This window comes from Geodermatophilus sp. SYSU D00698 (assembly GCF_054050335.1).
This window is the reverse complement of record NZ_JBJGZD010000001.1, coordinates 48,191-60,746: the sequence shown is the minus strand read 5'-3', so window position 1 is coordinate 60,746 and position 12,556 is coordinate 48,191. Positions and strand designations below refer to the sequence as shown.

The window sequence follows — 12,556 nt, the reverse complement described above, 5'->3', positions numbered from 1 at the left end:
CGTGGCCCGCACCCCGGAGGGCCCGCCCCCGCCGCCGACCGTCCAGCGCCTGCGGCTGCGCTACGCCAAGCGCGGCCCGCTGCGCTTCGCCTCCCACCGCGACCTCGCCCGCGCGCTGGAGCGGGCGCTGCGCCGCGCGCGGGTGCCGATGGCCTACTCCGCCGGCTTCACCCCGCACCCGAAGATCAGCTACGTGGGCGCGGCGCCGACCGGGGCGGCCAGCGAGGCGGAGTACCTGGAGATCGGCCTGGCCGAGCGGCGCGATCCCGAGGAGGTCCGGGCCGCGCTGGACGCGTCGCTGCCCCCGGGCATCGACGTCCTCGAGTGCGTGGAGGCCGCCGAGGGCGGCGGCTCGCTGGCCGACCGGATCGACGCCGCGCGGTGGCGGATCGAGCTGTCCGGCGTCGAGCCCGCGACCCTCGCCGCGGCGGTCGACGCCTTCCTGGCCCGGGAGGAGGTGCTGGTCGCCAAGCGCACCAAGAACGGCCTCCGCGACGTCGATGCGCGCGGCCCCGTCGCGTCCGCGTCCGCGGGCGGGGAGGCAGGATGTGCCATACTGCACGTGGTCGTCCGGCAGGTGACGCCCGCCGTTCGACCCGACGACGTGGTGGCCGCTCTCGCCGCCGTCGCCGACCTGCGCCCGCCGTCGCCCCCCCGGGCCGTGCGTGAGGCGCAGGGCCGGCTCGACGGCAGCGGGACCGTGGCCGATCCGCTCGGTCCCGACCGAGCGGCGCGCACCCGCTGCCAGGGGGAGCACGCCGCCGTCTGACCGGGCGACCCGGGAGCCACCGCGACGTCGAGCGACACGGCTGCCAGACGTGCCGCCCAGGACCGGCACCACCCGAGACCATCGGCACCACCGCTCCACCAGCAGTCCGGCCCCGGCCGCGGCGACCGCCGCGCGGGACCGACCACAGACTTCGCGAGCCGGGCTCGCCGCCGCACCCCGTGCGGCCGCCCGGCCCGCCCAACCCGTGCTCCTGCGCGGCCGCCCGTCCCCGGTGGGGACCGGCGCCCGGGAGCACCACACAGGAGGCGAGCCCTCGTGGCCGACCAGGACAGCGACACCCCGACCACCGACACCCCGACCACCGACGCCGGCAGCGCGCCCGCCCTCCCGCCCGGCGACGCGCCGGTCGCGGAGGTCCTGAGCGGCGAGGCGGCGACCGGGGAGACCCCGGCCGAGGAGCCGGCGGGGACCGCCGCGGCCGAGCCGCCGGCGGAGGCCGACTCCGACTCCCACCCCGACCCGGAGCCCCCGCCCGCCCCGGAGCCCGAGGAGGAGCCGGAGGACGAGCCGGACCGGTCGCCGTTCGGCGCCCAGTTCAGCTCACCGGAGCCGACCGCGGTCATCGCCCGGCCCCGCCGCCGCGCCACCCGCCCGGCGGCCGCCCCCGAGCCCGCCGCCTGGACGCCGCCCCCGCCGGTCGCCGCCCCGGTGGCGCCGGCCTTCGTGAGCTTCGTGGCCCCCGAGGCGGAGGTGACGCCGGCGCCGCGCCGGCGCAGCCGCCGGCCGCTGCCCGAGTCGCCCGACGTCGAGGACGTCGCGGCGCCGGCGGAGGACGACGCGGAGCCCCCGGCGCCGCGCTCGCGCCGCAGCCGGTCGCGCCGCCGCGGCGGGGCCGCCGAGGAGCAGCCCGCCGACGAGCGGGCCGTCGTCGGGACCGCCGAGGACGCCGACGAGGCCGACCGCGACGACGCCGACCGCGACGACGCCGACCGCGACGAGACCGACCGCGACGAGGCCGACCGCGACGAGACCGCCGGCGGCAGCCGGCGCCGCCGCCGGGGCCGCCGCGGCCGCGGCCGCGGCCGCAACGGGGACGACGCCGCGGACACCGACGCCGACGAGGACACCGCCGAGCGCGCCTCCGACGACGAGGACGCCGAGGACGAGGACCCCGACGCGGAGGCCGGCGAGGACGCCGAGGGCGACGACGGCGAGGGCGCCGAGGGCACGTCGACCACGCGGCGCCGCCGCCGGCGCCGCCGCCGCGGCGGGGACGGCGAGGCAGCCGCGGCCGAGGACGACGACGACCGCCCCGAGCGCGCCGGCCGCAACGGCCGCAGCACCAGCGACGACGACGTCCGCGGCGTCACCGGTTCCACCCGGCTGGAGGCCAAGCGCCAGCGCCGCCGCGAGGGCCGGGACAGCGGCCGCCGCCGCGCGCCGATCCTCACCGAGGCCGAGTTCCTCGCCCGCCGCGAGGCGGTGGAGCGCCGGATGGTGATCCGCCAGCGCGGCGAGCGCACCCAGATCGCCGTCCTCGAGGACGGCGTGCTGGTCGAGCACTACGTCACCCAGGCCCAGGCGACGTCGTTCGCCGGGAACGTCTACCTCGGCCGGGTGCAGAACGTGCTGCCCAGCATGGAGGCGGCGTTCGTGGACATCGGCAAGGGCCGCAACGCCGTCCTGTACGCCGGCGAGGTCAACTGGGACGTCGCCGGGCTCAGCGGCAAGCAGCGCTCGATCGAGCAGGCGCTCAAGTCCGGCGACAAGGTGCTGGTGCAGGTCACCAAGGACCCGATCGGCCACAAGGGCGCCCGGCTGACCCAGCAGGTCAACCTGCCCGGCCGGTTCCTGGTCTACGTGCCCGGCGGGTCGATGACCGGCATCAGCCGCAAGCTGCCCGACACCGAGCGGCAGCGGCTCAAGGACATCCTGAAGAAGATCGTCCCCGACGACGCCGGCGTGATCATCCGCACCGCCGCGGAGGGCGCCTCGGAGGAGGAGCTCACCCGCGACGTCGCCCGGCTGCAGGCGCAGTGGGAGGTCATCCGGCAGAAGTCGGAGTCGTCGAACAACGCCCCGGCGCTGCTCTACGGCGAGCCCGACCTCGCCATCCGGGTCATCCGCGACGTCTTCAACGAGGACTTCAGCGAGCTCGTCGTCCAGGGCGACGACGCGTGGGACACCGTCGAGGCCTACGTCGCGCACGTCTCCCCGGAGCTCACCGGGCGGCTGACCCGGCACACCGGCGAGGGCGACGTCTTCCGCGACCTGCGCATCGACGAGCAGCTGGCCAAGGCACTGGACCGCAAGGTCTGGCTGCCCTCGGGCGGCTCCCTGGTCATCGACCGCACCGAGGCGATGACGGTCATCGACGTCAACACCGGCAAGTTCACCGGGTCCGGCGGCAACCTCGAGCAGACCGTCACGCGCAACAACATGGAGGCGGCCGAGGAGATCGTCCGCCAGCTCCGGCTGCGCGACGTCGGCGGCATCATCGTCATCGACTTCATCGACATGGTGCTCGAGAGCAACCGCGACCTGGTGCTGCGGCGGCTGACCGAGTGCCTGGGCCGCGACCGCACCAAGCACCAGGTCGCCGAGGTGACGTCGCTGGGCCTGGTGCAGATGACCCGCAAGCGGGTGGGCCAGGGCCTGCTCGAGGTGTTCTCCGAGCCGTGCGAGCACTGCCGCGGCCGCGGCGTCATCGTGCACACCGACCCGGTCGACGACCGCCGCCGCGGCGGCAACGGCTCGGGCGGGCACGGCCCGGGCTCCGGCAACGGCGGCCGGCGCGACCAGGGGGGCCGCAAGGACGCCGAGCGCGGCGAGCGCAAGGACACCGAGCGCAAGGACACCGAGCGCAAGGACACCGACCGCAAGGACGCCGACCGGACCGAGGCCGAGGTCGCCGCGCCCGGGACCGGGCCCGACGCCGCCGAGAACGGCGAGGGCCAGCGGTCCGGCGGCGGGCGGCGCAACCGGGGACGGCGCAACCGCGGCCAGTCCGGTGAGGAGCGCGCCGCCGAGGACGCCGCGGTGCTCGCCGCAGCCTCCGGCGAGGAGCCCGCCGACGCCGGGACGTCCGAGGAGGCCGTCGCGGAGCAGGCCGTCGCCGGTCCGGCCGCGGCCGCCGACGAGGCCCCCGAGGTCGAGGTCACGGCCGCGGTCGGCGCCGAGGTGCCGGGCGCCGAGGTGACCGAGCCGGAGGAGGCGCCGCAGCCCGGGCCGGCTCGGCCCCTGACCGCGGAGCCCGAGGTCGCGGAGCCGGAGGACGCGGGGGAGGCCCCGCAGGCCGACCCCGGCCTGCTGGTCACCGACGCCCCCGTCCCGGTGGACGCCGCCTCCGCGGAGCCGCAGGGCCCGGGCGAGGAGGAGGCGGTCCCCGCGGGCGCCGGCCCCGACGACCCGGCCCCGGCGGCGGACCCGCAGGCCCCCGGCGGCCAGGTCCCGGCCGAGGGGGTCCTGGCCGAGGAGGCCCCGGCCGAGGAGACCCCGGCCGCCGAGGCGCAGCCGCCGGTGGCCGACGACGGCACCGGTGCCGCGGTGGGCGGGGCGCGCCCGCGCCGCCGCCGGGCCGCCAGCCGCCCGGCCGGGCCGCCGGCCAGCTAGACCCTCCGGGCAGCCGGGGCCGCGTTCGACCCGGTCCCGGCTGCTCGGGTACGCTGGTCGGGTTGCACCGCCCCGGACCGGGTCTCCCGGTCCCGCGCAGGCGGAGCGGCCCGTCCAGCACCCGGCGCCCGCGCCGGGGTGCGCGTAGGACGCAGCGCGGGGACAGACAGCAGCGATCGAGGAGTTCAGTGGTGTACGCAGTCGTGAAGGCCGGGGGCCGGCAGCACAAGGTGGCCGTGGGCGACCGGTTCACGGTCAACCGTCTCGCGGGTGAGGCGGGCGACACCGTCACCCTCCCGGCCCTGCTCCTGGTCGACGGCGAGACCGTCACCAGTGACGCGCAGGCGCTGGCCGGCGTGACCGTGACCGGCGAGATCGTCGGCCACGGCAAGGGCCCGAAGATCCGCATCCACAAGTTCAAGAACAAGACGGGCTACCACAAGCGTCAGGGCCACCGTCAGCCGCTGACCGACGTGGTCGTCCGCGACATCACGAAGGGCTGACGACGACATGGCACACAAGAAGGGCGCCTCGTCCTCCCGCAACGGCCGCGACTCGAACGCCCAGCGCCTCGGCGTCAAGCGCTTCGGCGGCCAGGTCGTCAAGGCCGGCGAGATCATCGTGCGCCAGCGCGGCACCCACTTCCACCCGGGCCTGGGCGTCGGCCGCGGCGGCGACGACACGCTGTTCGCGCTGACCCCCGGTGCGGTCACCTTCGGCACCAGCCGGGGCCGCAAGACCGTCTCGATCACCACGGTCGAGGCCTGAGGAAGGACCCCACCGCCCCCACCCCTCGCTCCGCTCGGGGCGGGGCCCTGCGGGGGGGCCGACCGTGAGGTCACCACGGACAGCACGAGGACGAGCGCACGGGCTTCGGGCCCGTGCGCTCGTCGTCGTTGAGCGAGCAGTGAGCAGGTAGAGCAGACATGGCCGCGTTCGTCGACCGCGTCGTCGTGCACGTCGCCGCGGGCAACGGCGGTCACGGCGTCTCGTCCGTGCACCGCGAGAAGTACAAGCCCCTCGGCGGCCCCGACGGCGGCAACGGAGGGGACGGCGGCGACGTCGTCCTCGAGGTGGACCCCTCGGTCCACACGCTCCTCGACTTCCACCACCGCCCGCACCAGCGGGCGGGCAACGGCCGGCCCGGCGCCGGCAGCCACCGGCACGGCGCCCGCGGCGAGGACCGCGTGCTGCGCGTCCCGGAGGGCACGGTCGTCAGCGTCGGCGGCGAGGTGGTCGCCGACCTGATGGGTGCCGGCACCCGCGTCGTGCTCGCCCATGGCGGCAAGGGCGGGCTGGGCAACGCCGCGCTGGCCAACCCCCGGCGCAAGGCCCCGGGCTTCGCGCTGCTCGGGGAGCCGGGGGAGGGCTTCGACGCCGTCCTCGAGCTCAAGAGCGTCGCCGACGTCGGCCTGGTCGGGTTCCCCTCGGCGGGCAAGTCCTCGCTGATCGCGGCGATGTCCGCGGCCCGGCCCAAGATCGCCGACTACCCGTTCACCACGCTGGTGCCCAACCTCGGCGTCGTCCGCGCCGGCGACACCGTGTTCACGATGGCCGACGTGCCCGGGCTGATCCCGGGCGCGGCCACCGGCAAGGGCCTGGGCCTGCAGTTCCTCCGCCACGTCGAGCGCTGCGCGGTGCTCGTGCACGTGGTCGACACGGCGACGCTCGAGCCCGGCCGGGACCCGGAGAGCGACATCGAGGCGCTGGAGCGCGAGCTCGCCCTGTACTCCGAGGGCGCGGCCGGCGGCGACGAGCTGGACCTGGTGGGCCGGTTGCGCTTCGCCGTCCTCAACAAGATCGACGTGCCGGACGGCCGCGAGCTGGTCGACCTCGTCCGCCCGGCGCTGGAGGAGCGCGGGCTGCGGGTGTTCGCGGTCAGCGCCGCGACGGGGGAGGGGCTGCCCGAGCTCGGCTACGCGCTGGCCGCCGCCGTCGAGGAGCACCGCGCCGCGCTGCCGGCGCCCGAGCCCGCCCGCGTCACGCTCACCCCGCGCGCCGTCGACGACTCCGGGTTCACCGTCGCCTTCGACGCCGAGGACGAGGCCTACGTCGTCCGCGGCGTGAAGCCCGAGCGCTGGGTGCGGCAGACCGACTTCACCAACGACGAGGCGGTCGGCTACCTCGCCGACCGGCTCAACCGGCTCGGCGTCGAGGACGAGCTGACGGAGCTCGGCGCGCAGGAGGGCGACACCGTCGTCATCGGCGACGTGGCCTTCGACTTCGCGCCCAGCCTGCCCGCCGGCACGCCGCTGGCCGAGGAGACCGCGGGCCTGGGCGGCCGGGGCACCGACAACCGCATCGACGCGCCGCACCGCGTGCGCGCGGCCGAGCGGCTGGCGGCGAAGAAGGCCCGCCGGGTGCCCTACGAGCTCACCGAGACGTGGACCGACGACGACCTGCCCGGGGAGACCGAGTGACCGCCCGTCCGCAGGTCGCCGGCGCCCCCCGGGTCGTCGTCAAGGTCGGGTCCTCGTCGCTGACCACGCTGCCCGGCGGGCTGGACGCCGACCGGCTCGCCGCGCTGGTCGACGTCCTCGCGGCGGTGCGGGCGCAGGGCCGCGAGGTGGTGCTGGTGTCCTCGGGGGCGATCGCGGCGGGCCTGGCGCCGCTCGGCGTCGAGGGCCGGCCGCGGGACCTGGCGACGGCGCAGGCGGCGGCCAGCGTCGGCCAGCTGCGGCTGGTGCAGACCTACGCCGACGCCTTCGACCGGCACGGCGTCACCGTCGGGCAGGTGCTGCTGACCGCCGACGACCTCACCCGCCGCGGGCACTACCGCAACGCCCGGCAGACGCTGGAGCGGCTGCTCACCCTCGGCGTGATCCCGATCGTCAACGAGAACGACACGGTCGCCACCGACGAGATCCGCTTCGGCGACAACGACCGGCTCGCCGCCCTGGTGGCGCACGTGGCCGCCGCCGACGCGCTCGTGCTGCTGTCCGACGTCGACGGCGTCTACGACGGCGACCCGCGCACCGGCCCGGCGCAGCTGCTCGACACCGTCCGCGGCCCGGGTGACCTCGCCGCGGTCACCCTCGGCACCGCCCGGCGCAACGGCGTCGGCACCGGGGGCATGGCCACCAAGGTCGAGGCGGCGCTGATCGCCTCGGGCGCGGGCGTGCCGGTCGTGGTCACCTCGACGCCGCAGGCCGCGGCCGCGCTGGCCGGCGAGCGGGTCGGCACGCTGTTCGAGCCCTCGGGCCGCCGTCCCTCGGGCCGGCAGTTCTGGCTGCGCTACGCCAGCCGGCCGCGCGGGCGGCTGGTGCTCGACGACGGCGCGGTCCGCGCGGTCCGCGAGCGGCACGCCTCGCTGCTGGCCGCCGGGGTCACCGGCGTCGACGGCGACTTCCTGGCCGACGACCCGGTCGAGCTCGTGGGGCCCGACGGCACCGTCGTCGCCCGCGGACTAGTCGCCTACGACGCCCGGGAGCTGCCGGCGCTGCTCGGCCGCCGCACGACCGACCTCGACCCGGAGTACCGGCGCGAGGTGGTGCACCGCGACGAGATGGTGCTGGTCGGGCGGCCGCGGACGGCTGCGAGACTGCCCGGGTGACGATCCGCCCCATCCGCGAGCTCGGTGACCCCGTGCTCCGCACGCCCGCCGACGAGGTGCGGGCCTTCGACAAGGAACTGGCCGCCCTGGTCCGCGACCTCGAGGAGACCGTCGACCACCCCGGCCGCGCCGGGCTGGCCGCCCCGCAGATCGGGGTGAGCGCCCGGGTGTTCAGCTACAACGTCGACGGCGAGATCGGCCACGTGGTCAACCCGCGGGTCGTGGAGCTGTCGGAGGAGACCCAGGACGGCGACGAGGGCTGCCTGTCCATCCCGGGGCTCTGGGCGCCCACGGTGCGCGCGATGTCCGCCGTCGTCGAGGGCTTCGACGTGCACGGGGGGCCGCTGCGGCTGTCGGGCACCGGGCTCATGGCCCGCTGCCTGCAGCACGAGGTGGACCACCTCGACGGGAAGGTGTTCCTCGACCGGCTCGCCGGCGAAGCCCGCAAGGCCGCCCTGCGCGCGCTGCGCGACCGGTGAAGGACCTCGTCCTCCTCACCCCTCGCGAGCCCGGTGCGAGCCTCTGGACGAGGCCGTACGGTCGGGTCCCGTGACCGACCTCGCCACCCGCGCCCGGACCCTGCTCGACCTGCACACCGCCCCGGAGATCCTCGTCCTCACCAACGTGTGGGACGTCGTCTCCGCGCAGGTGGTGGCGGCCACCGACGGGGTGCGGGCCCTGGCCACCGCCAGCCACGGCATCGCCGCCACCTTCGGCTACGAGGACGGCGAGAACATCCCGCTGGACCTGCACCTGGACATGGTCGGCCGGATCACCGCCGCGGTGGACCTGCCGGTCAGCATGGACATGGAGGCCGGCTACGGCGACGCCGGCGAGACCGCCCGCCGCGCCATCGGGCAGGGCGTCGTCGGCGGCAACCTCGAGGACCAGATGAAGCCGCTGGACGAGGCCGTGGCCGCCGTCGAGGCGGTGGTGCGGGCCGGGCGCGACGCCGGCATCGACTTCGTGCTCAACGCCCGCACCGACGCCTTCGTCCGCGCCGGGCGCGACGCCGACCGCGCTGAGCTGGTCGCCGAGGCGATCCGCCGCGGGCAGGCCTTCCTCGAGGCCGGCGCCCCGGTCGTGTTCGTCCCCGGGCTGATCGGGCGCGAGGAGATCGAGGCGGTCGTCGAGGGCCTGGGCCGCAACAGGCTGACGCTGATCAGCGTGCCCGGCCGGTCGCTGCCGGCCCGCGAGATGCAGGAGCTCGGCGTCGCCCGCGTCTCCACCGGCCCGTTCACCCAGCGGGTCGCGCTGACCGCGCTGCAGGACGCCGTCGTCGAGATGGTCGGCGGCGGCGTCCTGCCGCCCGGCACCCGCGCGCTCAACTGAGCCGGCGGGTCACCGGCCGGCGGGGAGTGCCACCCCGCCGGCCGGGACCACCAGGCCGCGGACGTCGAACGGGGTGACCACCACGGTCGGCCACGGCCGCCCCGCGAGGACCTCCGCGACCAGCGGCCCGATGCCCTCGCGGCCGTAGCGGTCGTACTGCTCGCGGGACTCCCACACCGCCACCTCCCGCAACCCGTCGGCGGTCGCCCAGGCCAGCTGGACCAGTCGGCCGTCGAAGACCCCGCCGGTGCGCTCCAGCAGCAGCCGGTGCACGGTGTCGTAGAGCTCCACCACGTCGTACGGCTGCTCCACCGGTGCGGACGCGTCCTCGGTCACTGCCCACATGACCTCGTCCCCCTCTCCGACGAGAGCGCGACGTCAGACCGCGACGCCGGCCCGCGGCAGCACGAGGCCGCGGACCTCGAACTCGGTGACGGTCGTGGCCGGCCGTGCCCGTCCTCCCAGCACCTCCTCGGACACCGGCCCGACCACCTCCCGGATCCCACGCTCGTAGGCCTCGCGGGACTCCCACACGTCGATCACCTGGAAGCCGTCCGCCGTCTGCCGGCCCAGGTGCAGCAGCAGGCCCTCGACGGCCGGGCCGATCCGCTCGAGCATCGCCGCGTGCATCGCGTCGTAGGTCTCCACCGGTGCGGACACGTCCGTGATCACACCCAGGGTCATGTCGTCCTCCTCGACTCCTCCCGGCGGCCGTCCGCCGCCGGCAGCCGTTGCCGCCCCTCGCCGGAGAGCCGGTGCACCGTCGCGGTGCGCCCGGTGATGAGCAGGAGCAGGTCGCCGGTCGTGCCCTCGACCGGCGCGCCCTCGCCCAGCACGAGGTCGCTGTCGGTGGCCCGCAGCTGCAGGCCGGCCAGCCGCTTCCGCACCCCGAACGGGAAGCTCATCGCCCAGGCCCGCCGGGCCGACACGGCCGCGGGGACCGGCGGGATCGGCCGCTCCCTGCCCAGCGGCAGGGCGATGTCCTGCCCGTGCACGAGGACGTCGGTGAGCGGCTCGATGGGGGAGATGAACGGCGCCCGCTTCCGCGAGCCGACCATCGCCCGGATCCGCCGGCCGTACTCGTCGTCGGGCAGCGGGCCGACGCGCAGGGCCGTGTCCCGGATGATCCGGTTGAAGCTGCCGCCCGCCCGGATCGCGGCGACCGTCAGGGGCCACGGGCCCATCTGCGCCAGCGTCAGGTGCGCGGCGACGTCGCGCACCCGCCAGGCGTCGCACAGGGACGGGGTCTCCCACTCGGTCGGCGAGAGGTCGTCGAGCAGGTCGGCCAGGCTCAGGCGCTGGGCGTCGATGGTGCGCCACACGTCGTCGAGGTCCACGACGACCTCCCCCGGTGTTGGTAAGATGGTCTGACCATTCAGTCAGATCGTCTGACCAACGTCAAGGGGGATCGTGAGCGTCCGCGACGAGGTCCGGCAGGACGGGGACCGCCCAGGCCGGGAGCAGGAGCACCAGAACCTGGCCCTGCTGTGCTTCTACCCGCACCGGGCGATGGAGGTCCGGGTACTCGCGGCCCTGGCGGCCGAGGGGCACGACGACATCACGCTCGCCCAGGGGCGCATCGCCGCCCGGATCGGCCCCTCCGGCACCCGGCTGACCGACCTGGCCGCGCAGGCGCAGGTCACCAAGCAGACCGCCGGGCACCTGGTCGACCAGCTCCAGCGCGCCGGCTACGTGCGCCGGGTGCCCGACCCCACCGACGCCCGCGCCCGGCTGGTGCAGATGGCCGAGCGGGGGCGGGAGCTGGTGGCGATCGCCCGCCGGGTGGAGGCCGAGGTGGAGGCCGAGTGGACCGCGTATCTGGGCGAGGAGACGACCGCGGAGCTGCGGGCGGCGCTCACCCGGCTGCGCGAGGTGACCGACCCCTACCGCTGAGCGGCGGTGCAGCTGCCGCAGGTCCCGAAGACCTCCAGCTGGTGCTGCACGTCGGCGAAACCGTGCTCGGCGGCCACCCTCGCGGCCCAGCGCTCCACGGGCGGGTCGGCGACCTCCACGGTGGTCCCGCAGGAGCGGCAGACCAGGTGGTGGTGGTGCACCGGCGAGCAGCGCCGGTAGGCGGCCTCGCCATCCTCGCCGCGCAGCACGTCGACCAGGCCGTCGTCCACCAGCGCCTGCAGGGCCCGGTAGACGGTGGCCAGGCCGACCGCGTCGCCGCGCTCGCGCAGCAGGGCGTGCAGGTCCTGGGCGGTGCGGAACCCGTCGAGCTCCTCGAGCAGGGCCATGACCGCGGTCCGCTGGCGGGTCTGGCGGCGGACCGGGACCTCGGGTGCGCTCACGGCCGCTCCGTCCCCACCGTCGGCGGGACGGCGGCGGGCGGGTGGGCAGGCCCGTCGTGCTCGTCGTAGTGCACGCCCGTGCCGGTGCGGTGCGGCGCGTGCAGGTGCCCGTCGTGGTCGTAGTCGACGTGGTCGCCGTGCGGCACCGGGCGGTGCCCGCAGCCGTCGCCGTGCTCGTGCGGGTGCGCGGCGTGCACCTGCACCCGCCGCCCGTGCCGGCGCCGTGCCGTCGCCTCGCGCAGTGCCACGGCCACCGTGACCAGCAGGAACAGGGCGATGGCCCCCAGCACGATCGTGCCGCCGGAGGGGGTGCCGGTGTAGTACGACGCCGCCGTCCCCCCGACGCTGACCACCAGGCCGATCGCGCAGGCCAGGTGCAGGGTGGCGCGGAAGCTGCGCCCGACCAGCTGGGCGACCGCGCTCGGCAGGATCATCAGCGCGCTGATCAGCAGCAGGCCGACCACGCGCATCGACAGGACGACGGTCGAGGCGACGAGCGCGGCCAGCACCACGTTGAGCGGCAGCACCGGCAGGCCGACCGCCCGGGCGTACTCCTCGTCGTCGCTGACCGCGTACAGCCGCCGGCCGAGCAGCCACACGACCGCGAGGACGACGACGGTGATGACGCCGAAGACGGCGACGTCGGCGCCGGTCGTCGTGGTGATCGCGCCGAACAGGTAGGCGTCGAGGTTGGTGGCCTGCCCGCGCGGCGCCAGCGACAGCAGCACGACGCCGCCGGCGATGCCGCCGTAGAACAGCACCGCGAGGGCGACGTCGCCACTGGTCCGCCCGCGCGCGCGGACCAGCTCGATGAGCACCGCGCCCAGCACGGCGGCGACCAGCGCCGTCCCCACCGGCGCGGTGGAGGTGAGCACCCCGATGCCGACGCCGGTCAGCGCCACGTGCCCGAGGCCGTCACCGAGCAGCGACAGCCGGCGCTGCACCAGGAAGACGCCGACGGCGGGCGCGACCAGCCCGACCATCAGCGAGGCCAGCAGCGCCCGCTGCATGAACCCGTACTCGAGCAGCTCCACG

The 12,556-nt window shown here is 76.4% G+C and carries 14 protein-coding genes; 9 read left to right on the top strand and 5 right to left on the bottom strand.

The genetic code is table 11. The features are described from left to right. Window position 1: 1 nt before the first annotated feature. The 8 genes from ACI8AB_RS00315 (at window position 2) to ACI8AB_RS00280 (ending at window position 9,227) form a co-directional block, all read left to right on the top strand. On the top strand, window positions 2–769 hold the full coding sequence (locus tag ACI8AB_RS00315) for a TIGR03936 family radical SAM-associated protein (protein ID WP_387985398.1): 768 nt from the start codon (window positions 2–4) through the stop codon (window positions 767–769). Window positions 770–1,045: 276 nt separating this feature from the next. After that, the gene (locus tag ACI8AB_RS00310) at window positions 1,046–4,342 is read left to right on the top strand and encodes an Rne/Rng family ribonuclease (protein WP_456948497.1); all 3,297 of its coding nucleotides are present in this window, start codon (window positions 1,046–1,048) and stop codon (window positions 4,340–4,342) included. 191 nt (window positions 4,343–4,533) lie between these two features. After that, window positions 4,534–4,845: a 50S ribosomal protein L21 gene (gene rplU, locus ACI8AB_RS00305; RefSeq protein WP_110007164.1), complete on the top strand. Its 312-nt coding sequence runs from the start codon at window positions 4,534–4,536 to the stop codon at window positions 4,843–4,845. Window positions 4,846–4,852: 7 nt separating this feature from the next. Then, window positions 4,853–5,110 carry a 50S ribosomal protein L27 gene (gene rpmA / locus ACI8AB_RS00300; RefSeq protein WP_387985394.1) on the top strand — a complete coding sequence of 86 codons (258 nt, stop codon included), beginning with the start codon at window positions 4,853–4,855 and terminating at the stop codon, window positions 5,108–5,110. A gap of 158 nt (window positions 5,111–5,268) precedes the next feature. Continuing rightward, the gene (gene obgE, locus ACI8AB_RS00295) at window positions 5,269–6,762 is read left to right on the top strand and encodes a GTPase ObgE (RefSeq protein WP_456948496.1); all 1,494 of its coding nucleotides are present in this window, start codon (window positions 5,269–5,271) and stop codon (window positions 6,760–6,762) included. Next, on the top strand, window positions 6,759–7,895 hold the full coding sequence (proB, locus tag ACI8AB_RS00290; protein WP_456948495.1) for a glutamate 5-kinase: 1,137 nt from the start codon (window positions 6,759–6,761) through the stop codon (window positions 7,893–7,895). The genes obgE and proB overlap by 4 nt, the downstream gene beginning before the upstream one ends. After that, entirely contained in the window at window positions 7,892–8,374 is a 483-nt protein-coding gene (def, locus tag ACI8AB_RS00285; protein ID WP_456948494.1) for a peptide deformylase, read from the top strand. The genes proB and def overlap by 4 nt, the downstream gene beginning before the upstream one ends. A gap of 70 nt (window positions 8,375–8,444) precedes the next feature. Further along, complete coding sequence (locus ACI8AB_RS00280; RefSeq protein WP_456948493.1) at window positions 8,445–9,227, top strand: isocitrate lyase/PEP mutase family protein; 783 nt, start codon at window positions 8,445–8,447, stop codon at window positions 9,225–9,227. Window positions 9,228–9,236: 9 nt separating this feature from the next. Here the strand turns inward: ACI8AB_RS00280 and ACI8AB_RS00275 are convergent, their stop codons facing one another. From ACI8AB_RS00275 to ACI8AB_RS00265, 3 genes are read right to left on the bottom strand one after another with little or no spacing between them, the layout of a single operon-like run. Continuing rightward, window positions 9,237–9,572, bottom strand: coding sequence for a hypothetical protein (locus ACI8AB_RS00275; protein WP_456948492.1), 336 nt, complete (start codon window positions 9,570–9,572; stop codon window positions 9,237–9,239). Window positions 9,573–9,605: 33 nt separating this feature from the next. Then, on the bottom strand, window positions 9,606–9,911 hold the full coding sequence (locus ACI8AB_RS00270) for a hypothetical protein (protein WP_456948491.1): 306 nt from the start codon (window positions 9,909–9,911) through the stop codon (window positions 9,606–9,608). Further along, complete coding sequence (locus tag ACI8AB_RS00265; protein WP_456948490.1) at window positions 9,908–10,564, bottom strand: maleylpyruvate isomerase family mycothiol-dependent enzyme; 657 nt, start codon at window positions 10,562–10,564, stop codon at window positions 9,908–9,910. The genes ACI8AB_RS00270 and ACI8AB_RS00265 overlap by 4 nt, the downstream gene beginning before the upstream one ends. A gap of 73 nt (window positions 10,565–10,637) precedes the next feature. On the opposite strand from ACI8AB_RS00265, the gene ACI8AB_RS00260 reads away from it, so the two are divergent. After that, window positions 10,638–11,120, top strand: a complete 483-nt coding sequence (locus tag ACI8AB_RS00260; RefSeq protein ID WP_456948489.1) for a MarR family winged helix-turn-helix transcriptional regulator — start codon at window positions 10,638–10,640, stop codon at window positions 11,118–11,120. Here ACI8AB_RS00260 and ACI8AB_RS00255 read toward each other — a convergent pair. Next, on the bottom strand, window positions 11,111–11,521 hold the full coding sequence (locus ACI8AB_RS00255) for a Fur family transcriptional regulator (protein ID WP_387985374.1): 411 nt from the start codon (window positions 11,519–11,521) through the stop codon (window positions 11,111–11,113). The genes ACI8AB_RS00260 and ACI8AB_RS00255 overlap by 10 nt on opposite strands. Next, window positions 11,518–12,555, bottom strand: a complete 1,038-nt coding sequence (locus tag ACI8AB_RS00250) for an iron chelate uptake ABC transporter family permease subunit (protein ID WP_456948488.1) — start codon at window positions 12,553–12,555, stop codon at window positions 11,518–11,520. The genes ACI8AB_RS00255 and ACI8AB_RS00250 overlap by 4 nt, the downstream gene beginning before the upstream one ends. Between the last annotated feature and the right edge of the window lies 1 nt (window position 12,556).

What these genes read in the sequence shown, in the direction of transcription:
- obgE (WP_456948496.1), top strand. Translation starts at nt 5,269, where the DNA reads ATGGCCGCGTTCGTCGACCGCGTCGTCGTGCACGTCGCCGCGGGCAAC.
- ACI8AB_RS00270 (WP_456948491.1), bottom strand. Translation starts at nt 9,911, where the DNA reads ATGACCCTGGGTGTGATCACGGACGTGTCCGCACCGGTGGAGACCTAC.
- rpmA (WP_387985394.1), top strand. Translation starts at nt 4,853, where the DNA reads ATGGCACACAAGAAGGGCGCCTCGTCCTCCCGCAACGGCCGCGACTCG.
- ACI8AB_RS00275 (WP_456948492.1), bottom strand. Translation starts at nt 9,572, where the DNA reads ATGTGGGCAGTGACCGAGGACGCGTCCGCACCGGTGGAGCAGCCGTAC.